The 25,281-nt window shown below is 40.6% G+C and carries 21 protein-coding genes and 1 tRNA gene; 15 read left to right on the top strand and 7 right to left on the bottom strand.

The window, feature by feature from the left end; translation table 11 throughout:
- Nucleotides 1-3 precede the first annotated feature (3 nt).
- The 5 genes from ACSSWA_RS13050 to ACSSWA_RS13030 form a co-directional block, all read right to left on the bottom strand.
- Complete coding sequence (locus tag ACSSWA_RS13050) at nt 4-2,319, bottom strand: ATP-binding response regulator (protein WP_437356992.1); 2,316 nt, start codon at nt 2,317-2,319, stop codon at nt 4-6.
- Nucleotides 2,320-2,389: 70 nt separating this feature from the next.
- Nucleotides 2,390-4,531, bottom strand: a complete 2,142-nt coding sequence (locus ACSSWA_RS13045; protein ID WP_437356991.1) for a DPP IV N-terminal domain-containing protein — start codon at nt 4,529-4,531, stop codon at nt 2,390-2,392.
- A 52-nt stretch (nt 4,532-4,583) separates the two neighbouring features.
- Nucleotides 4,584-5,252, bottom strand: a complete 669-nt coding sequence (gene clpP / locus ACSSWA_RS13040) for an ATP-dependent Clp endopeptidase proteolytic subunit ClpP (RefSeq protein ID WP_437356990.1) — start codon at nt 5,250-5,252, stop codon at nt 4,584-4,586.
- Complete coding sequence (gene tig / locus ACSSWA_RS13035) at nt 5,242-6,552, bottom strand: trigger factor (protein ID WP_437356989.1); 1,311 nt, start codon at nt 6,550-6,552, stop codon at nt 5,242-5,244. Before tig ends, clpP begins: the two co-directional genes overlap by 11 nt.
- A gap of 30 nt (nt 6,553-6,582) precedes the next feature.
- Nucleotides 6,583-6,665, bottom strand: a tRNA-Leu gene (locus ACSSWA_RS13030).
- Nucleotides 6,666-6,831: 166 nt separating this feature from the next.
- On the opposite strand from ACSSWA_RS13030, the gene ACSSWA_RS13025 reads away from it, so the two are divergent.
- The 9 genes from ACSSWA_RS13025 to ACSSWA_RS12985 all read left to right on the top strand — a co-directional run bounded on the left by ACSSWA_RS13025 (nt 6,832) and on the right by ACSSWA_RS12985 (nt 19,533).
- Nucleotides 6,832-8,739 carry a protein kinase domain-containing protein gene (locus ACSSWA_RS13025; protein ID WP_437356988.1) on the top strand — a complete coding sequence of 636 codons (1,908 nt, stop codon included), beginning with the start codon at nt 6,832-6,834 and terminating at the stop codon, nt 8,737-8,739.
- A 7-nt stretch (nt 8,740-8,746) separates the two neighbouring features.
- Nucleotides 8,747-10,009, top strand: coding sequence for a UDP-N-acetylglucosamine 1-carboxyvinyltransferase (murA, locus tag ACSSWA_RS13020; protein WP_437356987.1), 1,263 nt, complete (start codon nt 8,747-8,749; stop codon nt 10,007-10,009).
- On the top strand, nt 9,999-12,191 hold the full coding sequence (locus tag ACSSWA_RS13015; RefSeq protein ID WP_437356986.1) for a tetratricopeptide repeat protein: 2,193 nt from the start codon (nt 9,999-10,001) through the stop codon (nt 12,189-12,191). The genes murA and ACSSWA_RS13015 overlap by 11 nt, the downstream gene beginning before the upstream one ends.
- Entirely contained in the window at nt 12,184-13,596 is a 1,413-nt protein-coding gene (locus ACSSWA_RS13010; protein ID WP_437356985.1) for a CCA tRNA nucleotidyltransferase, read from the top strand. Before ACSSWA_RS13015 ends, ACSSWA_RS13010 begins: the two co-directional genes overlap by 8 nt.
- Nucleotides 13,597-13,683: 87 nt before the next feature.
- Nucleotides 13,684-15,030, top strand: coding sequence for a TolC family protein (locus ACSSWA_RS13005; protein WP_437356984.1), 1,347 nt, complete (start codon nt 13,684-13,686; stop codon nt 15,028-15,030).
- A 15-nt stretch (nt 15,031-15,045) separates the two neighbouring features.
- The gene (locus ACSSWA_RS13000) at nt 15,046-16,317 is read left to right on the top strand and encodes an efflux RND transporter periplasmic adaptor subunit (protein WP_437356983.1); all 1,272 of its coding nucleotides are present in this window, start codon (nt 15,046-15,048) and stop codon (nt 16,315-16,317) included.
- A 12-nt stretch (nt 16,318-16,329) separates the two neighbouring features.
- Nucleotides 16,330-17,052, top strand: coding sequence for an ABC transporter ATP-binding protein (locus ACSSWA_RS12995; RefSeq protein ID WP_437356982.1), 723 nt, complete (start codon nt 16,330-16,332; stop codon nt 17,050-17,052).
- Between the two features lie 10 nt (nt 17,053-17,062).
- Entirely contained in the window at nt 17,063-18,301 is a 1,239-nt protein-coding gene (locus tag ACSSWA_RS12990; protein ID WP_437356981.1) for an ABC transporter permease, read from the top strand.
- Entirely contained in the window at nt 18,301-19,533 is a 1,233-nt protein-coding gene (locus ACSSWA_RS12985) for an ABC transporter permease (RefSeq protein ID WP_437356980.1), read from the top strand. The genes ACSSWA_RS12990 and ACSSWA_RS12985 overlap by 1 nt, the downstream gene beginning before the upstream one ends.
- Nucleotides 19,534-19,536: 3 nt before the next feature.
- Here ACSSWA_RS12985 and ACSSWA_RS12980 read toward each other — a convergent pair whose 3' ends face one another.
- Nucleotides 19,537-20,151 carry a BglII/BstYI family type II restriction endonuclease gene (locus ACSSWA_RS12980; protein ID WP_437356979.1) on the bottom strand — a complete coding sequence of 205 codons (615 nt, stop codon included), beginning with the start codon at nt 20,149-20,151 and terminating at the stop codon, nt 19,537-19,539.
- A 5-nt stretch (nt 20,152-20,156) separates the two neighbouring features.
- The gene (locus ACSSWA_RS12975) at nt 20,157-21,089 is read right to left on the bottom strand and encodes a DNA-methyltransferase (protein ID WP_437356978.1); all 933 of its coding nucleotides are present in this window, start codon (nt 21,087-21,089) and stop codon (nt 20,157-20,159) included.
- A 131-nt stretch (nt 21,090-21,220) separates the two neighbouring features.
- Between ACSSWA_RS12975 and dapF the strand changes: the two genes are divergently transcribed.
- The 6 genes from dapF (at nt 21,221) to accB (ending at nt 25,271) form a co-directional block, all read left to right on the top strand.
- Nucleotides 21,221-22,057, top strand: coding sequence for a diaminopimelate epimerase (gene dapF, locus ACSSWA_RS12970; protein WP_437356977.1), 837 nt, complete (start codon nt 21,221-21,223; stop codon nt 22,055-22,057).
- 11 nt (nt 22,058-22,068) lie between these two features.
- Entirely contained in the window at nt 22,069-22,371 is a 303-nt protein-coding gene (locus tag ACSSWA_RS12965; RefSeq protein WP_437356976.1) for an antibiotic biosynthesis monooxygenase, read from the top strand.
- A gap of 16 nt (nt 22,372-22,387) precedes the next feature.
- Nucleotides 22,388-23,428 carry a PHP domain-containing protein gene (locus ACSSWA_RS12960; protein WP_437356975.1) on the top strand — a complete coding sequence of 347 codons (1,041 nt, stop codon included), beginning with the start codon at nt 22,388-22,390 and terminating at the stop codon, nt 23,426-23,428.
- 146 nt (nt 23,429-23,574) lie between these two features.
- Nucleotides 23,575-24,165, top strand: coding sequence for a tetratricopeptide repeat protein (locus ACSSWA_RS12955; protein WP_437356974.1), 591 nt, complete (start codon nt 23,575-23,577; stop codon nt 24,163-24,165).
- Between the two features lie 52 nt (nt 24,166-24,217).
- Entirely contained in the window at nt 24,218-24,784 is a 567-nt protein-coding gene (gene efp, locus ACSSWA_RS12950) for an elongation factor P (protein WP_437356973.1), read from the top strand.
- 13 nt (nt 24,785-24,797) lie between these two features.
- Nucleotides 24,798-25,271, top strand: coding sequence for an acetyl-CoA carboxylase biotin carboxyl carrier protein (gene accB / locus ACSSWA_RS12945; protein WP_437356972.1), 474 nt, complete (start codon nt 24,798-24,800; stop codon nt 25,269-25,271).
- Nucleotides 25,272-25,281 lie beyond the last annotated feature (10 nt).

Below are 25,281 nucleotides of genomic sequence, written 5' to 3'. Positions count from 1 at the left end.
AGATTAACTGTTCGTGTAGTATTTAATTTTGTCGATAAATTCCTTGCTGTCGATCGGTTTTGGGATATAATCGGTCGCGCCGGCTTCGAGGCATTTTTCTTTATCGCCTTTCATTGCAAATGCCGTCAAAGCGATTATCGGTACGTTCTTATATTCCGGCATCTGCCTTATTTTTTCAGTGGCTTCGAATCCGTTCATAATCGGCATTTGCATATCCATCAGAATCAAATCGAACTTTTCCTTTTTAGCCATATTGACTGCGTCTTCGCCGTTTTCGACAACGACTATATCTTCGAAGTTGTTTTTCTTCAGTAAACGCGTTACGATTATTTGAGAATGTTTGTAGTCTTCCGCCAGCAATATTTTCTTAACGCCTTTTTTGGTCAGCACCTCTTCTTCCGGAGGAGGAACTTCGTATTGATTTATCATCTTGCTGATTGTATCTGCAAGGTCTTCTATGTTAGTCGATCTCTTTTCGAGCAGGTCGTCGAAAAGTCCTTCGATATTTTTGAGGTCTTCCTGGTAGTTCTCTTTGCCCGTATAAATTATAATCGGAAGATGAGCGAATTTCGGTTCCGATTTAATCATTTTTATCAATTCGAAACCGTTCGGATGAGGCATGTCGAGGTCGATTATTGCCAGATCGATATCCTTGTCTTTAATCAAATCCATTACATTAGCCGAAACGTTTTCGGCTACCGGTTTAAATCCGGCAGACTCAATTGCTTGCTTGACCAAATTGAGCGTCGGAACGTCGTCGTCTACGCACAATATATTCGAATCTTTTCTCAGTTTATAGCTTGTCAGAACTTCCACGAGATAGTTGTAATTAATCGGCTTTACGAAATATTCCACCGCTCCCATCATAAAAGCTTTCTGTTGTTCATGTTCGATAGAGCAGACAATCACAGGCACGTTTTTCGTTTTTTCGTGCTCGCGGATTTTACGCAATAACTCGAGACCGTTGGTATTCGGCAGTTCGATGTCCAAAATGACTGCAAGCAGCGATTCGGAATTGATGAAATCGAACGCTTCCTGTTCCGTACTGACAATTATCGGCTTGTACCCCCATTTATTCAAATAATTGCTCAACAATTTGGAGGTGGCATAATCGTCTTCGATAACCAGAACTTTATTTTCCGTATCGGGTTTGGGAAGACTGCTCAATGTTTTGTCGATTTCAGACATTATTGCTCCATCGATTGTTAATTTGAATATAAGTTGATTGTTAAAATGAACAATGCTTATATCTCCGTTCAAGAGATTCAGATATTTTTTTGCTAAATATAAGCTTAATCCCGTTAAGTTGGAATTCTTAATTTCATTTATTTTTTTAATTACAAAAGGTTTGAAGAAATTCTTTATTATATCAACCGGAATATCGACAGCGTCGTTAGCCGTTAAAGTAATTTCAATACCGCCGGATTGTTTGTTGAATCCTTTGACTGTAAAATTTCCTGATGTGGAGAGAAGGGAAGCGGTATATATCAAATTACTGAATACGTATCTCAACTTGAATTCGTCGGACTTAATTTTTCCCTCTATTTTCAGGCTCGTATCGAAGGTGAATTTATTGTTCGAACGATGCCGGAACAATTTAATTAAATCTTCCAGTATCGAAGTTACGTCGACCTCTTTTTTATTCACGGAAAAATCGCCGGATAAAATTCTTGTCGATTCTTTCAGGTCATTTAAATAGAGGAGAATGCTTTGAGCCGATCGCCTTATGGGAGAAAAATTTTCTGGCTTCAATCCCGCGTCCGACTTTTCCGACAACAGAGTAACGCTGCCGATAATGGTGTTTGTAATATTTCTTATGTCGTCCGAGAAATTGTTTATTAATTCGTACATCTCCGCGTTCGACGGTTTGAAATTGTTTGCCGGCGCTCTGAGCGACAGCAGACGACTGATTAATGCCGACGCTGATTCGATATTCAGCTTATCATTTTTATCGATGGGTGATTTTTTCGAAATCGATAATATAAAACGGTTTCCCGAATTATCGTTCGCCATCAGACAGGCGTTGAATTTCGAAGTGTCGGCGGGAATTCCGCAGTTGCTGTCGAAATTGAGCGTATTAATAAGATTGTTGTTGATTACGCGGCAATTCGTACACGAATAATTTCCGTTTCCGTCAAGCGCTACATTATCGGATTTACCGATTAGCTTTAGATTTGTTTTATCCGAAATACTGAACAATGAAACCGAATGCAGATTAAAATTACGAACAAAAAAACGACATATTTCGTTGTAAAAAGATTCGTCGCCCGAAATTGCAAATTCAACCAATTCGTTAATACCGTTGATAAGCTGATTCATCTATACTGTCCGAAAAGTTTTAATAAAAATAACAAAATTATCTTTTAAGAACATCCCGAAGAGAGTTCCTCTATAAATTATCGACGAAATAACCGGTAATTTTAGTATAAAGATGAAGAGCGTCTCTGCCTCTGACTCCGTGTTCGTGTTTTAAATATGGGAAATAGTCGAGCGGCTTATTCAAATGCATCGCTTTTTCGGCAAAGAGGAGCGTATGCTGCCAAACGACCACTGGATCGAACGTGCCGTGAACAAGGAGCAATTTGCCATTCAAATTTTCAACGTAATTCAGAAGGGAAGATTCTTTATAGCCTTCTGGATTCGTTTCCGGAGTATCCATATATCTCTCGGTGTACATTACTTCGTAGAGGCTCCAGTCGATAACCGCTCCGCCGCCTACTCCCACTTTGAATTGATTGCCCGTTCTCAGCATCAAAGAAGCTGCCATGAATCCGCCGTAACTCCATCCGAACACTCCGAATCTGGAAGTGTCGACGTACGACAATTTTTTCAGATATTCTACGCCGCATAATTGGTCTTCGATTTCAACAGTCCCCAACCGTCTGAAAGTGGCTTGTTCGAATTCGAGTCCGCGATTGTCCGACCCGCGATTGTCTAAGGTAAATACAATATAACCTTTTTGAGCCATCAGATAAAACCAGATAAAATATCTGCCGTAACCGAAGGAATTTGTAACCAACTGAGCATGCGGTCCGCCGTATACGTAAAAGATTACCGGATATTTTTTCGCCGGGTCAAAATCGGGGGGAAGAATCATCCTGCAGTACAAATCGACTCCTTCCTTGTTTTTTATCGAAAATACTTCCGTTTTGCCCAGATTGTATCCCGACAACGGATTATCTGCGGTCAGCAAATTTCTTAAAGATTTTTTTGAATCGGTCAATAAAATTTTTCTCGGAGTGTCGTAATTTGAATAATTGTCGATAAAATAGACGCCGTCGTCGCTGTGCAGAACGTAATGGGAGCCGGGCTCTCCGGTTATCTTTTCGAGTTTGGCGCTCTTTAATTCGAGACGATAATAATGTCTTTCGAGCGGCGATTCTTTAGTGGCTGTGAAGAATAAAAATTTTCCGTCTTTGTCGAATCCGTCGAAATCGGTAATAACCCATTCGCCTTTTGTCAATTGTTTTATCAAATTGCCGTCTGTATCGTAAAGATAAGCGTGTTTGTAACCGTCGCGTTCGGATAACCAGACGAATTTATTCGGCGAACCGGGAATAAAATAAAGAGGAGTCTCCGGCTCTACGTATTTATCGTTCTTTTCTTCGAAGAGTGTTTTTACGGCTTCCCCGGAACTGACGTCATACTTAATTAACTGAAGATGATTCTGATCTCTGTTGAGATGCGCTATGAAAAAATTTTTTTGATCGGGCGACCATGTCAACGACGTAAGGTACTGGTCTTTCGGTTCGCCCGTGTTTAACCACGTAATCGATTCGTCGTTTAGCCTATAGATTCCGACGGTAACGTGGTGGCTTGCCTGACCTGCCATCGGATATTTGATGTTTTTTACCCGCGCCGGCTTGTATGAAATGTCGAGCAATGGAAAGTCTGTAACCATTGTCTGATCCATACGATAGAATGCTATAAAATCCGAATTAGGCGACCAGAAAATACCGCCGTTAATACCGAATTCGTTTCTGTGCACCGATTGCCCGCAAATGATGTTGCTGTCCTGTTCGTTCGTAATTGCCTTATACTCTTTGCCGTCGAGACTAACGTATAAATTATTTTTAACGGTAAAAGCCAGATAGCGGTTATTTGGCGCAATCGTCAGATTCTCCGCCTCTTCGGGAGCGCTGTTAATAACCTCAGCGCTGTTAGCCGCCGTGTTTACGCGTATTAGTTTATTGTCGTAGATAAAATTGAATTCGTTTTCGTTAATCCAGGAGACGGACGGTAAATAGTTAATTCGATCGATACTTTTCCCGGAAAGGAGAGCGTTAATATTGTCCAGAGACACAACCGTGTCGTATTTTTCCGATTCGACGGAGCCCCGGATAATAAAGTTATCTTTCACAAACGAGAAATAGCTGCCGTCGGGAATCCATTGAAGCTGTCTCAGATTCTCCGGCATCAGTTTGGAATATGCGTTAATTATAACGTCCTCGACGGTAAAATTTTTCTTCTGCGAAAAAATGAATGCGGGAATTAAAAGAAGATAGATTGCAATTAATTTAAAGCGGGACATAGTCACCTCTTAATGTTTGGATAACAAAAAAGGGGTTATAAAACCCCTTTTTTTATTTTTTAGATTTATTGTCCGATGGATTAACACGGTGAGTTAAAATATTGTCTATCAGATTATATTCTTTGGCTTCTTCTGCAGTCATAAAATAATCCCTGTCGCAGTCCTTGGCAATCTGTTCATACGATTTGCCTGTGTGTTCAGCAAGTATTTTATAGATGGTATCGCGCGTTTTAATCATTTCCTTGGCGTGAATTTCGATGTCTGTGGTTTGACCTTGCAGACCTCCGACCCAGGGTTGATGGATCATAATTTTCGAGTGGGGAAGCGCGGAACGTTTGCCGGCTTCGCCGCCTGCCAGCAGAACCGCTCCCATACTTGCCGCAAGTCCTACGCAAATTGTCGATACTTTCGAGCGGATATATTTCATAGTATCGTAAATTGCCAATCCTGCCGATACGCTGCCGCCCGGCGAATTTATATAGAGATAGATGTCTTTGTCGGGGTCTTCTGCTTCGAGGAATAACAACTGGGCGATTATAAGACTCGCAATATGGTCGTCTATGGCGGTTCCGAGAAATACGATCCGTTCGCGCAAGAGGCGGGAAAAGATGTCCATACCTCTTTCGCCGCGTCCGGTCTGTTCGATTACATAAGGCACCAATTGATTAAATATTTCGTGTTTTTTTACCGCTTCGATATCAGTGAAAAAATCATTTTTCATTTGCTTTTTCCCCTTCTTCTTTTTTCTTCTTTTCTTCAGGGTCAACTTCTTTGACTACCGCATTATCTTTCAGGAATTTAATTACTTTGTCTTCGAGCAGGTAGTCGGCTCTGTTTGTGTCTTTATAATACTTAACAAGTTTTTCGACGCTGATGCCCGTCTTTTCGGATTCCTCTTTTGCAAGCTGTTCCAATTCAGAGTCTTCAACTTTAATATTTTCTTTTTCGGCTATGTTGGTCATAATTATTTGCCATTTTGCGGTCCATTCTGCCCTTGGTTTTAGGTATTCGGCAAGTTGTTTCTCGTCTACATTTTTTTGACCGTAACGACGCGCGTTCTCTTTTTCCATTTCGATAAAGCGTTTATGCAGCGATTCAACCAAGCCCGAAGGTGGAGTGAAGTCGTTATTTCCCACTACTTTGTTCAGCAGTGAATTAGTGAAGATTTGTTCGGATTGATTATCGTAATATTTTCTGAAATTGTCTCTCATCAAATTGCGCAATTCTTCGATAGTAGAAGCTTTGTCGTTTGAGATTTTCTTGATTAATTCCTCGTTGAGTTCAGGTTTTACCAGTTTCTCAATCTTCTTGATTTCGACTTCGTAGTTATATTCCTGGCGATGAAGTTCTTCGCCGTGATAATGTTCGTCTACGAAACTGAAATTGAATTTATCGCCTGCCTTTTTACCTTTTGCGTTTTCGAAAATCTGGGGATTAACTTTTTCGTCGTTCAGATCGATAGTTACGTTTTCGCTCCTTTGATTTGGAACGGGATTCTTTGATTCGTCGAGCTGTTGCAGATCGACTGTAATTCTGTATTCTTTCGATTCAACCGTATCGGCTTCTTCGTATTTGAAGTGCGGTTTCAGCAGATATTCGATTTCTTTTTCGATTTCTTCTTCTTTTACTTTGAATACGGGTTTTTCGATTTCGAGCCCTTTATAGTCTTTAACGTCGACTTTGGGCATAATCTCGTATTGAATTTTGAAAGAAAGCTTTTCGCCTATATTAAAATCGATATCGGTAAGTTGAGGAGCGCTAATAGGTTGAAGTTTTTCCCGGTCAACGATATCCCAGAATTTTTTAGTGGCAATTTTTTCGGAAGCTTTATATTCGATAGCTTCTCCGTAGAGTTTTTTTATGATCGAAAGGGGAGCTTTACCCTTTCTGAAACCGTCGATTGCAATATGTTTTCTTTCTTCCTCGTAAGCCTTTTCGATTTCGGGCTTAATTTCGTCGTAAGTTAAATTTACTTCGAGTTCCTGTAACGAATCGGATAATTGATTTACTTTGAAGTCCAAATATACCTCTGATCTTTTGTTATAAAATAGTGCGAGAGGGGGGACTCGAACCCCCACGTCTAAGCGACACTAGATCCTAAGTCTAGCGCGTCTACCAATTCCGCCACTCTCGCAATGACTTGCAAAAATATGCAAATAAAGTTAAAAATAAAAGAGAATTCAGCCCTCTTGTTTGTTGAAATTCTAAATACTTCTCGAAAAATCTTCGGCTTGCAAAAAGATGAAAAGGAATGTTATGTCAATAATTTTTTATATTAATTAGTCAATTTTAACGGGCTTATGCAAAATCTTATCGGAATTCAGATTGATAATTACAGAATCGTCTCCGTTCTGGGAAAGGGCGGCATGGGCATTGTGTACAAAGCTTATGATACGAAACTCGACCGCTTTGTAGCCATTAAAATGTTGAATTCCGATATGTACGACCGACTTAAGTTTATCGAACGTTTCAAAAGGGAAGCGAAGAACCAGGCAAAATTGTCGCATCCGAATATCGTTACTGTTTACGGTTTTATCGAATACGACAATCTGCTCGGTATCGTAATGGAATACGTCGAAGGCGAAAGCCTGGATAAAATTATAAGAAGACAGGGCAGATTCAATCTTTACGACGTGTTTTATATTCTTAAACAGATATTGCTCGGACTCGGTTATGCTCACTCGAAAGGATTTGTGCACCGCGACATCAAGCCTTCAAATATAGTTCTGAACAAAGAAGGCGTTGCCAAGGTGATGGATTTCGGCATATCGAAATCGTTATTCGACGATTCCGCAGTAACGAAAACCGGCGCCAAAATAGGCACGGTTTATTATATGAGCCCGGAACAGATTAAAGGTTACGACGTAACTAACAGGAGCGATATCTATTCATTGGGATGCACTGCATACGAAATGATTGTCGGACGACCGCCTTTCGATTACGAAAGCGAATACGAAATTATGGACAGCCACCTCAAAAAATCGCCGCCGAAAATTTCGACTGCAATAGCGGGAATACCTGAAATTGTCGACGAATTGATTTTGAGAGCAATGGCTAAAAATCCGAATGACAGGTATGCTACATGCGAAGAGATGTATGACGAAGTTCAACGCGTTGACCAGCAGGTGGCTAAGCTTTATACGAATTATTTCAGAAAAACCGAAGCGCGTTCAGCCACTTATAAATTTATGTCAGCTTCGGCTTTCGCTCTCTTTTTTATCGCGCTGATCGGAATCTCATATTTCGTTTATACCCAGGTGGACGAACTGCTTAAAAGCAACGCGCTGGAAGAATTGAAAAAATACAATATAGAGGCTCTCTTTTCGTCGCCCGAAGACGAATTTAGTTTCAAGGAAATTGTAAGAATCAAGTCGCCCGTCGACGTAAATTTAAACGCGATTTCATTTTCGGGGAACACCTTTGCCGTTGCCGTGGGGGATTCGGGGACTATACTGACCTCGAATGATAACGGGCAAAACTGGAAACTTGTCGACTACGATATGAAAGTAAATTTGAGCGATGTATACTGTTCTCCTCTCGGTAAGACCATAATTGTGGGCGATTCCTCTACGATTTTATACAGCTCAAATTTCCTCGATTCGATTCGCACAGTCCAGGTGCGAGGCGGTCATACTTTTTTCAGAGTTAAATTTATCGACGAAGAAACCGGATTTATTACGGGAAACAACGGACTCATTCTAAAAACTGTCAACGGCGGTATAAGCTGGTATAAAGTCGTTACCAATACAAAAGATTTGATCTTCGACCTCGATTTTGCCGACGACAAAAAAGGGATTGCCGTCGGCTGGAACGGGCTTATGCTGGAAACCGAAAACGGCGGCGAAAGCTGGAAGCCGATTGAAAACGTAAAATTCGACAATTACATTAAATCGGTCGATATTACAAAACAAGGATATTGTCTGGCAGCCGGCGGCGACGCTACCATTCTGCGATCGGTCAATTACGGTAAAGATTGGACAATGGAAAAAGTTGCGGAATTGGGAGGCTTGCAAAAAGTTCTCTTCATTTCGGATAATTACGCAGTGGCAACGGGAAGCAAGGGTATGATAATCTTTTCGAAAGACAGGGGCAATACTTGGAATCAGCTCGACAGCAGAATCTATTCCAATATGAACGATCTGGAACTGAGTCCGGAGAGAGAGTTATTTATCGTCGGCGTTAACGGAATGATTTTTAAAATATTTTAGAGGAAATGTGGAAAAGTTTATAATAAGAGGCGGAAAAAGACTCGAGGGGAAAGTCGATGTAAGCGGCGCAAAAAATTCTGCCCTGGCTCTTATGCCAGCCACTCTTTTGAACGACGGTATTAATGAAATAGAAAACACGCCCGAAGTTAACGACATCTATACAATGATTAAGTTAATGACAGAATTGGGCTCGGGCATTGTCTTCGACAATTACAGGCTTACAATCGACAATTCGAATATAAACAGTCAAGTGGCTCCCTATGAATTGGTAAAGAAGATGAGAGCTTCTATTTATGTGCTGGGTCCTTTACTGACGCGTTTCGGTTACGCCAAAGTATCGATGCCGGGCGGGTGCGCCTGGGGTCCGCGCCCGATAAATCTGCATCTGGAGTCGATGAAAAAATTAGGAGCTGAGATTGAACTCGAACTCGGTTATATAATCGCAAAGTCAAAACGACTTCACGGAGCAAAAATTCATTTTGACGTACCGTCCGTTGGCGCCACAGGAAATACTCTTATGGCTGCCGCGCTGGCAAAAGGAACTACTCTTATCTCCAATGCCGCTACCGAACCGGAGATTGTATCGTTAGCCGAATATCTGCTTAGAATGGGCGCTAAGATTAACGGCGTCGGCACCAAAATGATTGAAATTGAAGGCGTCGATACGCTAAATCCGGCAGATTATTATAACATACCGGACCGGATTGAAGCAGGAACTTTATTGATTGCAGCAGGAATTACCGGCGGAAATATTACTATCGGCAACGTTATACCCAATCATGTGGATACTATTTTAATTAAATTGGAAGAAGCCGGCTTCCGTATCGAAAGCAATGAAAATGAAATAACGCTCCTGTCGACCGGTTCGATTTCAAATGTGGATGTAACGACAGACGTATATCCCGGATTTCCGACGGATATGCAGGCTCAATGGATTGCGTTAATGTCGAAAGCATATGGAACTTCTACTATTACGGATACGATTTATCCCGATCGTTTCAATCACGTGCCGGAATTAATACGACTGGGCGCCGATATCGAAGTGGTCAATAACAGCGCCGTAGTTAAAGGCGTGCAAAAATTGACAGGCGCTAAAGTAATGTCCACTGATTTGAGAGCCAGCGCGTCTTTGGTAATTGCGGGTCTGGCTGCCGAAGGCACGACAGAAATTTTGCGTATTTATCATATCGACAGAGGATATCAAAGAATCGAAGAAAAATTAAGAGCGCTCGGAGCAGACATCGAAAGAGTAAAAACAGATGAGTTTTAAAAAGAGTTTTTACGGCAATCGGTTTTTTATTGTCATATTTACATTGCTTGCTCTCTGTGAAGCGCTCCTTTCCCGGTTCCCGCTTTTCAATACTTTTGATTATGAATTCTCGGCGTTGAACGGCATTATATTATTTTTTGCCGGCGGTTTTATTTTTCTGAAATATTCCGGGGAATCAGACAACGTTATTGCCGCATACCGCCGCGCAGCAATCAAATTGTCGAGCATTGCGCTTCTTGTTCTGATTTCCGGCTTTATGCTCTATCTGTTTGTCAACAGGTGTCCCGTAGAATACGGGATTGCTTTTTATTTAATTATCACCGCGCCTTCTCTTTTACTTGGCGCAACCTCGGCATATGTAATTAAATTAATATTTAAAAAATATCGAATTCTTATCTTCATTTTATTTTCGATAATGTTACTCTCATTACCGTTAATTGAGTTTTACTTCTACCCTCAAATTTACTTTTATAATCCGCTTTTCGGATACTTCTCCGGCACAATTTACGACGAGAGTATTACGGTCACAAATAAACTTATTTATTACAGGGCGTTCAATTTATTAACGGGTTTTGTAATTCTATTGACGGCGGTGCAAGCAAAGAAGCGGAGATTACTAAACAATAAGATTCTGGCGATTGTAATTGTAGGCTTGTTGTTTACGATTTGGATGTTCAAACCGATTTTCGGTTTTGCAACCAGCCGGTATTTATTGCAAAAAGAATTGGGCTTGCGGATAGAAACGCAGCATGCTCGAATATATGCGCCGGCGGATTACCGATACGGGAAGTATGCCGCGCTTCTTTTCGAATATTATTACGAACGACTCAATGACATTTTCGAATCTAAAGATGAACGGATTCAGGTTTATATATTCAAGGACAACAAGCAGAAAAAAGAATTGTTCGGGAGCGGGAATGCGGACGTAACAAAACCGTGGGCTAATCAGATATTTACCGATATAAACAGTTTCGAATCGACGCTGAAACATGAAATAGTGCACGCATTGACGGCGAAATATTCAAATCCGCCTTTTTATATTCCGTTGAATCCGGCTCTTCTGGAAGGCGTCGCCTCCGCTCTCGATAATAATTATTACGGTTATCCTGTGCATTATATGGCAAAGACCGCATACGATAACGGATTTCGCGCGGATATAAAAAAATTATTTACCGATTTTTCTTTTTATTCAAATTACGCCGGCGTTTCTTACGTCTATGCCGGTTCTTTCGTTAAATATTTAATGGACAAATACGGCATTAAAAGCGCGATTGAATATTACGGCGCGAACGATTTTATAAAAACGTTCGGCAAGCCGCTCGACCAAGCAATCGAAGAATATTATGAGTTTCTTCAAAGTCTTCCCGGTGCGAAAAATAAAGAAGCGGCGCAACTTTATTTCGGCGGCAAACCGATTTTCAAGAAAACTTGCGTCCGTTATGCGGCGCGTGAAACAAACAGGGGATACCGATACTATAATCAGGGAGATTTTTTAAAATCGGCGCAAATATTCGAAAACGTTTATTCCGGGACTAAATCGTATGCGTCGCTGTTGGGAATTGTCAGATCTTACATAGCGCTCGAAAAATATTCGGAGGCAGGAAAAATTCTTTCAAAAGAAATTAAATACTTTAAGGAATCTCCTTATATTTACGCATTGAAAATATTTTATGCGGATGTTTCTGCATTGGAAAATGATTTTGAGGGCGCCCTCGGTTTGTACAAGGAAATTAAAAATAGAAAGATCAATCCCGGATACTATTTCAACTCTTCGTTGAAAATCTATTTGGTCGAACAAAATAGTATCGGCGAGTACTTGAAAGGCGATAAAATTATAAAGAAAAAAATATTATTCGATGCGCTGCAAAACGGAGTTTACGAAGCTTTATACGAATTATGCGATTTGATGAACAAAAAAGACGACTTTATTCTTGTATTAAAGTGCGCCGACAATATGGATAACTCGAATGAAAATAATATTTTTCTGTTAATGAAATTGTCCCGCAGCGCATTAAAACACGGTTATTTGAAAATTGCCAAGGAAATTGCGGTTAAAGCCGCTAAAGGAATCCAAAACATTTATTGGAGGGAAATGACATCCGAGAATCTCAGGATGATTAATTGGTTCGTTAATTTTTCAAGCGAAACAAAATTCAAAACAAATATTCCGGATTATGATTGATTTCAAAAAAGAATTATCCAAATACGAATTTTTGACAAAATTTACTGAATTGGCCGATAAGAGAAACGAGAAAGTATATCTCGTCGGAGGATTTGTAAGAGATATTATCTTGAAAAGGAGCAGGGAGGAAATGGATTTTTTGGTCGTCGGCGACGGTCCCGAATTTGCCAAAGAACTCGCAAATGAATTTAACGTGGGTAAGGTCACCATTTATAAGAATTTCGGTACAGCGCATTTTAATTATCAGGGCGTCTCTTTCGAATTTGTCGGGGCGCGTAAAGAATCGTATAACAGACACAGCAGAAATCCGAAAGTAACTCCCGGAACTCTGGAAGACGATTTGAATCGCAGGGATTTTACAATCAATACACTGGCTTTATCATTAAATAAAGATTCTTTCGGAGAATTGATCGATAAATTCGGCGGTCTGAACGATATTGAAAACAAGATAATCAAAACGCCGTTGGATCCGGAGACCACTTTCAACGACGATCCGCTTCGCATTATGCGCGCAGTACGATTTGCCGCGCAACTGCAATTTAATGTAGAAGATAACACTTTGAAGGCTGCCTCCCAGATGGCGGAACGTCTTAAAATTGTTTCTCAGGAGAGAATTACCGAAGAATTTTTTAAGATTCTTGCGGCTCCCGTTCCTTCGATCGGACTTAAATTGATGTATGAAAACGGCATTATGGAAGTTGTATTTCCCGAAATAGCTGAATTGGGCGGAGTGGAACAACGCAAGGATTTTCATCATAAAGATGTTTTTTATCATACATGTATAGTCGTCGATAATCTCGCAAAAGCAACGGATAATATTTGGCTCAGGTTTGCCGGTTTGGTGCACGATATAGCCAAACCGAGGACAAAAAAATTTGTTGAAGGAATCGGATGGACATTTCACGGTCACGAAGAAATAGGCGCCAGAATGATGAAAAAAATTTTTCATCAGTTAAAATTGCCGATGAATAAACTCCATTACGTCGAAAAGCTCGTTCGGCTTCACCTGCGTCCCATAGCTCTTGCGGAAGAACACGTTACCGATTCCGCTTTAAGAAGACTTGCCGCGGCGGCGGGCGAAGACCTCGACGATTTGATTACATTATGCCGCGCCGACGTTACAAGTAAAAATCCCGAAAAGGTAAGTAAATATCTATCGAATTATGACCGCGTGATGGAAAAAGTTAAAGAAGTCCAGGAGAAGGACAGGCTGAGAGCCTTTCAGTCGCCGGTACGCGGAGACGAAATTATGAGAGTCTGCGGTATACCGCCGTCTAAAACCGTAGGCGAAATAAAGAAGGCTATCGAAGAAGCTATTCTCGACGGCAAAATTCAAAATACTTATGAAGACGCATATAATTATTTTTTGGAAATAAAGGACGAATATTTAAAGAAAGTAAAATAATTTTAAACATGTTGAAACTTTCTTTTTAATATTGCGTCGTAATCAATGTAAATTCGGTGCAAATAAAGAGCACAAAAAGGAGTGATAATGAAAAAAGTAATTCTGCCATTATTAATTATTCTGACCGCCATCCCTATAACGGCTCAGAAGAAATTAACTCTCGATAAGGCAATATCGATAGCGCTCGATCGAAACACGGCGCTTATTAAAACGCGGAATAATCTCGAATCAAATTATTCTCAACTCAAAAACGCATACGGCGAACTTCTGCCTTCTTTCGGTTTGCAGGCTCAGTGGAACTGGCAGCGCGTTAACGACGTAGGCGGAACTCAAAGAGACTTCTTTGGCAATGTTGTTGAAATTCCCCCGTCTCAAACCGACAGCCGTTATTACTCTGTCGGCATGGGCGGAAATCTGGTGCTGTTTGACGGTCTCGCCAATGTGTCCAACATTTATCAGAAGAAATACAATTTGAAAGCGGCCGAGTATAATCTCGAAAAAGTTAAGCAAAATGTGGTTTACGAAACAACCGATTATTTTTATCAGGTGCTGAACGCCCGCGAACTGATGAAGGTACGCGAAGAAAACGTTAAATATTACGAGAAGTTATACGAAACGGTCAATGAAAAAAACAAGTTGGGTTCAGTCGCGAAAGCCGACGTCTATACGGCTCAGGTGCAGCTCGGGAATGCCGAACTTCAATTGATACAGGCTCGCAACACTTACGAAACGGCTTTAAGCAATTTTCTGAATTATCTTGGGCTCGACGTGCTTGAAGATTATGACCTGGTCGATCCGTTCGAAGGGATGAAAAGTATCGATACGGATTTTTATATGAAAGATTTCGACGATATAGAAACAATGGTCAATTATGCGCTTGAGAACAGGTACGATTATAAAAGCCTGGAATTCAATTTGAGCTCGGCGCGTAAAGGTCTTAATATCGCGCGTTCGGGATTGTTCCCTACGCTTTCGGCTAATTATTCCTGGTCTACTTCTTCTGTCGACGTAAATAAATTATTCGACAGAAAAGTGTTTTATGTAGGAGCTACTCTGAGCATTCCGATATTCTCCAATTGGTCGACGGAAAATCAAATCCAATTGGCGGAAGTTAATCTTAAAAACGTCAACGAAGATTTGAACGCGCTCGAACGACAAATTAAGATCGAAATTAAACAAGGTTATTTAGACCTTACCGCCGCAAAAAAGAGCCTCGACGTGGCTACTAAAAACGTTCTGGCTGCGGAAGAAAATCGCAAGTTGAATCAGGAACGTTACAATCTTGGCGCAGGCACAATTCTCGACGTTCTCCAGGCTGACAGGGATTATATCGACGCGGTCAGAAGCAAAATAAACGCGTTGTACGACTTCTATACGAAGTACGACAAGCTTCAAAATTCTCTCGGTAAATTAGACTACAAAAAATTTGAATAAAAGGAGTTAATTAAAATGGCTAATGGGAATAAGAAATCCAGAAAAAAATTATTTGTTTTCGGCGGACTGGGACTGTTGCTTGTTGTTGTAATTCTCCTGGTTGCATTTGCAGGTAACAAAGAAGAAATAATTCCGGTGCAAACCGAAAAAGTATCCCGGCGAACAATTACGCAGGTGGTAACGGCAACGGGAAAAATTAATCCCGAATTTCAGGTTAAAATAGCCGCCGAAGCTACGGGCGAAATTGTAAGTCTGTTGGTTAAAGAAGGCGACAACGTCAAAAAGGGGCAGCTGCTTTTACGTATCAAGCCCGATATTTACGAAGCTCAGAAAAACAGCGCCGAAGCACGTCTTCAGCAGGCAAGGGCTTCTTTGAATTCCACAAAAGCATTGCTCGAAAAAGTTGAATCGGATTATAAACGAGTTCAGGAATTGACTCAAAAAGGTTTGGCAAGCGACGCCGATCTCGAAGCGGCTCGTTCAAATTATTTACAAACTCTGGGAAACTACGAATCCCAAAAATCGATGGTCTCCCAGGCGGAAGCAGCCTTGAAAGAAGCCATCGAAACTTTGAATAAAACTTATGTATATTCTCCTATGGACGGCACAATAAGCAAATTGAACGTCGAACTGGGCGAAAGAGTTATAGGCAGCGGCTTTACGGGCACGGAACTGCTTACTGTTGCCGATTTGAATAATATGGAAGCTACTGTAGAAGTGGATGAAAACGACGTTGTACTGGTTTCAATCGGGGATACGGCTAAAATTAATATCGACGCTTTCGGCGACAAAGTATTCAAAGGCATTGTTACGCAAATAGGCAACAGCGCAATCACTTCCGGACTCGGCACTCAGGATGAGGTCGTCAATTTCGAAGTTAAAATCCGTTTGACGGATAAAGACGATAAAATACGACCCGGAATGTCGTGCGACGCAGACATTGAAACTGAAACCAAAGAAAACGTTCTTGCCGTGCCGATTCAAAGCGTAACAGCCAGAGTGCCCAAACCTGAAAAACAGGAAGAAGGAGAGGAAGGAGTCGCTAAAGAAAACAACAGGAAGAATAAACCGCAGGAAGTTGTGTTTATTGTCGAAAACGGAAAAGCCAAGATGGTTAAAGTGAAAACGGGAATAAGCGACGATAATTATATCGAAATTATCGAAGGGCTGAAAGGCGGCGAAGAAGTTATCAGCGGACCTTATCGCGCAATTTCGAAAGAACTTGAAGACGGTAAAACGGTTACGGTAACTTCTGGCAAATCAAAATTGGCGCAAAACGAAAAATAAGGCGGTAATGTTATGAACATAATCAATATTGAACATATTGCAAAAATATATCAGGTTGGCAGCGAAGAAGTGCACGCTCTAAGGGATGTATCGTTGCGAATCGACAAAGGGGAATATGTCGCAATTATGGGTCCGTCCGGTTCCGGTAAATCGACTTTGATGAATATTCTCGGCTGCCTCGATACGCCTACGAAAGGTTTGTACGAATTCAAAGGCGTTAACGTAAGCGAAATGAGCGACAACGAACTGGCGGCAATCAGAAATCGCGAAATCGGTTTCGTGTTTCAGACTTTTAATTTGCTGCCGCGGTCGGACGCTTTGCACAATGTGGAACTGCCTTTGATTTATGCCGGAGTTCCGGCTCATGAAAGGAAGGAACGCGCCCGAATGGCTCTGGAGCATGTCGGACTTGCCGACCGGATTCATCATAAACCGAACGAACTTTCGGGCGGACAGCGTCAACGTGTTGCAATTGCAAGAGCGCTTGTAACCGACCCGGCAATTATTCTCGCCGACGAACCGACCGGCAATCTCGATACTAAAACAGGCGAAGATATAATGGCTCTCTTCAACGAAATCTACGAACAGGGTAATACTATTATTCTTGTTACTCATGAAGAATATATCGCGGAACACGCAGAAAGAATTATAAGAATTCGAGACGGTCTGATAGAGAAAGACGAAAAAGTCGTTAACCGTTATGTACCTCAAAAGAACGGGGCTTCTAAATTATAAAGGATGCGACATGAAAGAGTTTATATATGAACTGAAAGAAGGATTGATTATTTCGTTTAGAGCAATCGCTTCCAACAAAGCGCGCTCCATACTGACGACGCTCGGCATTATTATCGGCGTTACGTCTGTTGTGCTTATGTCGACGGCTATCAAAGGCATTGACAACGCATTCCAAAAGGGCGTCTCTTCGTTAGGCTCCGATAATCTTTATATCGATAAATGGAAATGGTTCAACAACGATACGCCGTGGTGGGAGCTGCGGAACCGTAGAAATTTGACGCTGGAGGATTATGAAAGATTTAAGGAATTGGCTAAGCTGCCTCTGGCTACCGCTCCGACCGTTTGGTCGTATCAAAATGTAAAATACAAAGACAGAGTAGTCGAATCGATAATCGTTCAGGGTACCAACGACGAGTATATTAAAACTACCAATTTAACTTTTAGAGAAGGCAGGTTTTTCAATGAATTCGAAAGTAAAGGTGGCAGAAACGTAGTAGTGCTCGGTTACGAAATTGCCAAGAATCTTTTTCCGAACGGCTACGCTGTGGGAGAATTTGTCAGAGTAAAAGGACATAAGTTCAAGGTAGTCGGAGTTCTAGACGAACAGGGAAGCTGGGTTATGGGCAACTTTAATCCGGACAAACAGATTTTTATGCCCCTGCAAAATATCTACAAATATTTTCAGGGACAGAATTTCAGAAGTCTTACGATAAACGTAAGAGCCCGAAACAGTATGATGGTGGAAGCTACTAAAGAAGAAGCCATCGGCATTATGCGCAGAATTAGAGGACTTAAATATAACGAACCCGACGACTTTTCTATAAATCAGCAGGAGGGGCTTCTTAACACGATTAATCAGACGGTCGGAGTAATTCAAATAGCCGGATTATTTATTACGGGACTTGCGCTATTTGTAGGCGCCGTCGGAATTATGAATATAATGTTCGTCTCTGTAAAAGAACGCACAAAAGAAATCGGCATCAGAAAAGCAATCGGAGCAAAAAGACGAACCATACTGAGTCAATTTATTACGGAATCCGCTATTATATGCCTGATTGGCGGTTTTTTAGGACTAATAATTGCGTTGATTTTGAGCCTTGTGGTCAATCAATTTTTGCCCACCTCCGTTCAGGTCGATACAATAATTCTCGCAATTGTTATATCGATTGCAACGGGCGTAATATCGGGGTTTGCTCCCGCGTACACTGCAGCTAAACTGGATCCAGTAGAAGCATTGAGGTATGAATAATGGAATTTATCGAAATTATTAAAGTGGCATTAAATTCATTGAAAGCTAACAAACTGCGCTCGATATTGACAATAGTCGGAATTATCGTCGGTATTTTTTCGATTATTGCAATCAGTACAATAATCGAAATGCTGCAGACCAGCATCGAAAAAGGCGTGTCGCAATTGGGTCAGAATACTTTTCAGATTCAAAAGTGGCCTGCGGTTCAAACCGGCGGACGAGCCGAAAGAATGAAATACCGAAACCGGCCTGATATTACTCTCGAGGAATATTATCGTCTTAAAGAAAAATTGACCGAAGCCAAATATGTGGGCGCGGAACAATGGCAATTCGGAAAACAATTGAAAGCGGGAAATCTCGAAACAAATCCGAATGTGCCCGTGGCGGGCGTTACTCCCGAAGCTTTTCCGAACAATAAATGGGAAATTGAATCCGGGCGAGCTATTAATGAACGCGACGTCCGGAGATACGAACATTATATTGTGCTCGGACCGGACGTTGCAAAACGCCTTTTCCCCAATACGGACCCGATAGACCAATACGTAAAGGTCGACGGTCATAAATTACGAGTAATTGGAGTTCTGGAATCGCAGGGCGACGTTTTCGGACAGAGCCAGGACAACTTTGCAATTATGCCGATTACAACGTTTCAATCGTTCTACGGCAAACGTTCGAGGAGCGTTAATATTACTGTTATGTCCCACGATAAAGAGTCGTATAACCGCCTCATTGAGCTTGCCGAGGGTTATTTCCGGTTAATAAGAAAAGTGCCTCCGGGCGAGGACAGCGATTTCGAGATCTGGTCTAACGAACAGGTTCTGTCTCAAATCAACGATATTACGTCGGGAGTGAGAATCGGTTCGATTGTCGTTGCAGCAATAGCTTTACTTGCGGCCGGAGTGGGCATTATGAATATTATGCTCGTCTCGGTTACGGAACGCACGCGCGAAATCGGTATCAGAAAAGCTATCGGTGCAAAAAAAGTTAATATACTTACACAGTTTATTTTCGAAGCAGTAACACTTTCTTTGCTGGGCGGTATCGTTGGTATTGTTCTCGGTATAATTGTCGGCAACTTTGCAGGATCCTTTCTCGACGCGGCGGCTGTAATTCCTGTCGATTGGGTGCTTATTGGCGTCTTTTTATGCGTGCTTATAGGTGTGGGGTTCGGCACATACCCGGCGTACAAAGCGGCTAATTTAGACCCGATCGAAGCGCTCAGATACGAGTGATTACTAAGGTTCAATACCCAATATCAATAAAGGAACTGGTGGATTGTTGCGTCCTTGACGTAATATATTGTATACTTCTCCTTCATAATAAGCTATTCCTGACGACATCATAGATTGCATTTTCTTTGTAGGTAATATTTCTATTCCCAAGTTAATGAGTCCACCTGAATAAAAAAGCATATGTTTTACGAAAATATCATAAGCTACAAATGCATATTTCCCAAATTGTACTTCAACAGCCACATTATCTTTAACAAAGTCAGTTTGATTATATGAATAAATTATATTTTTTTCGCCTTGTTTTTCTAAAAAGTCTTTTTGTTTATCGAAAGGCATAGTTAGGCTTCTTTCCATTAAATTTCTATTTAATGTAATGTAATATTGGTATCGGCTTTCTCGCCAATTACCCGATGTGAATTTATCTTTCAATGCTTTATTTATTTCTTTCGGGCTATATAATTTTTTCCCGTACATTTTTCTTTCTTTACTTATTTTTGTTAAGTATTCACTGGCGTCAATACTTGAAATATACTCTTTTATTTCTTTATACAGTTTTTTATGATGAACTATAAGAAATTCTTCTCCGTTTAGGTGCGAATATTTTTGGGTTATTTTCATACAATTTATTCCCCAAATAAATTAGAGTTTTTCCATTCTTCCGGCAATTGCGCTACTTTATCGTTTGGAGAAGGTACATGAATCGGTTTGGTAATGGGACGTATTTTTAATGAACCTTCCAACAACATTTTAATCCTATCTTCTGCTATATTTAAATATTTTTTTTCTTTGTCTATTCCGATAGCATTTCTGTTATTCTTTATAGCTGCAATAATAGTAGAACCTACGCCTACATAAGGGTCTAACACCCAGCTGTTTTCATTTGTTAAAGCGAGGATACACCTTTCTACCAATTCAATTGGGTATTGACAGGGGTGTTCTGTTTTTTCCGGATGATTTGATTTAACGTTTGGTATATTCCATATTTCATTAATCCAATCGTTACTTACAATTTCCCAGACGTCCGAGGGATTCTTTCCCTTAGGATTACCTGATAATTGTCCTTTACGTGGTCCCTTGAAGTGTTTTTTGCCTGGATATTTGGATGGAATACGCACATTGTCTAAATTAAATATGTAATTATCACCTTTAGTAAACCATAATATTGTTTCATAGCGACCCGAGAATCTTTTGCTGGCATGCAAACCGTGTCCAAAATGCCAGATAATTCTGTTCCTTAGTTTTAGTCCAAATTTTTTAAATATCTGATAATAGTAAATATCAAGAGGGTAAACTTCTCCTTTTTCAACATAATTCCCTACTTGCCAGCAGATGCTTCCGTTTTCAGAAGTTACTCTTATAATTTCTTTTATTACTTCTTCTTGTTCGCTTAAGTAATTTTCTATCGATTTTTTTGTTTCGTATTCTTTACCGATGTTGTAAGGTGGAGAAGTGATTACGAGATCAAACTTATTTTTTTCAAATTCGGAAAGAATTTTATATGTATCGCCGAGAATTAATTTGTAATTATTATTATGTATGTTATTCAATAAATTCATCTTAATTATCGATTTATATTACCTGGTAAGATAATAAATTTTTCGATAAAATTAGGAGCGATACTTCGAGTGTGGTAAAATAACTTTTTTGATTGCTTTCATTTTCATATTGAATTAAATTTGAAATCGCTATGTATCAAATTTATTTCTTTAAATGTTCCGCTGCGGGAAACGACTTTGTTCTTTTTGATGCTGATATTACGCCGGAGTTAAATTTAAACGAATATTTTATCCGGAAAATTTGCGACCGACGATTAGGCGTCGGCGCCGACGGGATAATATTTATTAAGAATTCCGACAATGCAGACTTTGAAATGCTTTATTATAATGCCGACGGAACGGGAGGTATGCTGTGCGCAAACGGCGCAAGAACAGCTCTGAAATACGTCCGCTCTACAGGCAAAGTTAAAAAGGACGATATTGTTTTCGAGTCTGGGGGAAAACGGTATAAAGGCAATATTATAAGCGAAACCGCAATCAAATTTTATTTTTCGGATATCGGTGAAATTAATATAATAGAAGACCTGGAAATAGCCGGTAATAAAATCGTTGCTTACGAAATAAACACGGGCGCCAGACATCTCGTAATAAATATTGATGACGTTAGAAAATCGTCGCTTGAGGATTTCGATAATTTCCCGGTAGTTGAACTCGGAAGAAATCTCAGATATTCCGAAAGGTTCAAACCGGAAGGAATTAACGTGAATTTCATCGAATTCAGAGACTCCGGATTAAAAATAAGAACATACGAAAAAGGAGTAGAGGACGAAACTCTTTCGTGCGGTACGGGAAGCGCTGCGGCGGCTATTGTGGCTCATAAAATTTTCAATTACAATCCGCCGGTAGTTTTGCATCCCAGAAGCGGCGATGAATTTATAGTAGATTTCAAAACCGATGATAAAATTGCAGACGTCTCATTAACCGGACCTGCAAAAATTATTTATAAAGGCGAATTATTAAACTTATAAAGAGGAAATAAATGAGTAGAGTTATTTTTTCAATCCGTTACAGTATTATTCCCGAAAAAAGAAGCGAATATCTTAACGTTGTAAAAGAATTAAAAAATCTTGTTCAGGCGGAAGGTCTGGAAAGTTATTCGGTTTATGAACAAAAAAATAAATCGAACTATTTTGAAGAAGTTTATATTTTTAATTCCGAAGAAGCATTTGAAAATTTCGACGACAATCAGGACGAACGCATCGATCTGCTTATGACTAAATTATCCGACCTGATAAAAGAACAAACTACTCAGTACACCACGCTCGTCGAAGTGGAAGGTTAAAATTACCGGGCGTATTATGTATGAATACACGGGCGCAATCCATATCCATTCGAATTTTTCGGACGGATCGGGCACTGTCGAAGAAATTGCGTCGTTCGCCGGCGAAGCCGGACTCGACTTTATAATTATTACCGATCATAATACGCTCAGGGCTCTTCACGAAGGCTACGAAGGATGGTACGATAAAACGCTTGTTCTGGTAGGCTGCGAAATAAACGACAAAGAAAATAAAAACCATCTTCTGGCAATCGGAATTGACGAAGCTTATTCCACGCGGTTGAACGCTAAAGAATACGTTAAACTTGTCAAAGACGCCGGCGGAATCGGTATTATCGCTCATCCGCACGAAAAAAGAAATTCGATGGAAAAACACCCTCCATACCCGTGGACGGAATGGGATACCGATGATTTTCACGGCATCGAAATTTGGAATCATATGTCCGAATGGATGGAAGGTTTGACCGAAGAAAACAAATACAATTATTTTGTACATCCGCTCAGGTCTATTTCGGTGCCTCCGCGAGAAACTATCGAATTGTGGGATAAACTGAATTTGAAAAGAAAAGTAGTTGGTATAGGCGGCGTCGACGCTCACGCACACAAGGTCAACCTGCTCGGTTTCTTCGAAGTCGAGGTATTCCCCTACAAAGTATTGTTTAAATCTATCAGAACGCATATTCTTACCGAAGAACCTCTCGAACCCTCCAAAAGCGTCTCTGAAAATAAAGAGATTGTTCTTAACGCTTTGAAAGAAGGAAGATGTTTCGTTTCCAACTTTTACAGAGGAGACGCAAAAGGATTTGAATTCTATGCGGAAAAGGGAAATGAGAAATATTTTATGGGAGATTCGATCGACAGCCATTCTGATGTGAAAATACATTTGAAGATACCCGGAAAGCCTGCCCCGGTAAAAATTATTCGTAACGGAGAGATTTACCGCTCCCTGGAAACGGAAGAATTGTCATTACAAGTTGACAAACCGGGCGTTTACAGAGCCGAAGTTTTTACAGGACATAACGGATGGATTTTTTCAAATCATATTAGAATTGGAGTCTAATATTTACTAAATTTCTACTTCGATTTAAAAAATATTGTGAGGTTAATGTGTTACAGAAAAAGAAAAAAATAACGAAAAAAGAAATTAAACAAGACACACTCGTTACAACCTTTTATAAGTTCAATACTTTTTTCCAGGAAAACCAGATGAAAATTTATATCGGCGCGGCGGTATTGGCGCTGATAGTTGTGGCAGCAGTGCTTTATTCGAATAAAAAAGAGAATGATAATTTAATGGCCGCTACGCTTCTCACTAAAGTTGTTCCGCTTTACGATGCGGCGCAGTACGAGCAGGCTATAGCCGGAGACAAAGCTCAAAATATAACAGGATTGAAAGAGATAGTCGACAGATACGAAGGCACCGAGCAGGGGGAAACCGCGAAAATTTATTTGGCTAATTGTTATCTGCTGACGGGCAAACTTGACGAAGCTTATGAATTGTATGACGATTACAGCGGAAGCAATCCTTTGCTGACGGCGACTTCTTTAGCCGGCAAAGCCGCATATTACGAAGCTAAAGGGGAATATGAAGACGCCGCAGAATTTTACAGAAAAGCCGCGTCGGTTACAGAAGAGAATCCTTCGAATCCCGAATATTTGTTGAAAGCCGGAATCGCTCTTTTGAATGCAAATCAAAAAGAAGACGCCAAAAAATTGTTTTTGAAAATTCAGGAAGAATACAAAGACTACCCGCAAATGCAGGAAGTAAACAGATATTTGGCGCTTGCGGGAAATTAACTATATTGGAATTAAAAAGGTTAATATTAATTAACAAACGAAGGTGCGATAAATGGCAGATACATCAGATTTCAGAAACGGCCTAATTATTAAGTTCAAAGGAGAACCCTACGTTATAGTTGAATTTCAGCATGTTAAACCCGGCAAAGGCGGCGCTTTTGTCAGAACGACACTGAAGAATCTGCGAACAGGTAGAGTGCTCGACAATACATTCCGTTCGGGCGAATCCGTCGACGTAGTTCGTGTAGAAAGAAGAAAATATCAATTCCTCTATAAAGAAACTGCCGGGCTCGTATTGATGGACAACGAAACATACGAGCAAATCACAATTCCACAAGAATTGCTGGAAGAAAAAGTCCTCTACCTGAAGGAAGGCGAGGAAATAGAGCTTCTCGTCGACGACGACGAAAAGATTATTTCAGCCGAAATTCCGATATTTGTTACGCTTAAAGTGGTCGAAACCGAGCCGGGATTCAAAGGCGATACTACAAACACTGCGCTTAAACCGGCTAAAGTTGAAACCGGAGCTACTATTAACGTGCCCCTTTTCATTAACGAAGGGGATATACTGAAAGTAGATACACGCACCGGTGAATACGTCGAAAGAGTCAAAAATTAAACAGTGGGCGAAAATGGACATTAACTTAGTTAAAAAACTAATAAAAATTGTTGAGCAAAGCGATATATCGAAAATTTCGATTCAGGAGGGAGATGTAAAAATAAAAATATCGAAAAATTCGGATTCGCAGGCTCAAGTTGCATTCACGCATAGCGTTCCGGCTCCTGCTCCAGTTCCTGTTCAAAATCCGTCGGCGGCGGAACCGGCAGCCGATAAACAAATCGAAAAAGAAACCACAAAGTCTAATCTTCACGAAATCAGATCGCCTATCGTGGGCACATTTTACAGAGCTCCCGCTCCGGATGCCGACCCGTATGTTAAAGTAGGAGACGAAGTCAGTCCCGGCACGGTATTGTGCATAGTGGAAGCGATGAAACTGATGAACGAAATCGAGAGCGACGTCAGCGGTAAAATTGTTAAGATTCTCGTTGAGAACGCAACCCCGGTTGAATACAATCAGCCGCTCTTTTTAATCGAAACTTCGTAAAAGAGGAAAA

The organism is Melioribacter sp. Ez-97, assembly GCF_051488665.1.
GTDB lineage: Bacteria > Bacteroidota > Ignavibacteria > Ignavibacteriales > Melioribacteraceae > Melioribacter.
This window is presented reverse-complemented; position numbering and strand designations above follow the sequence as displayed.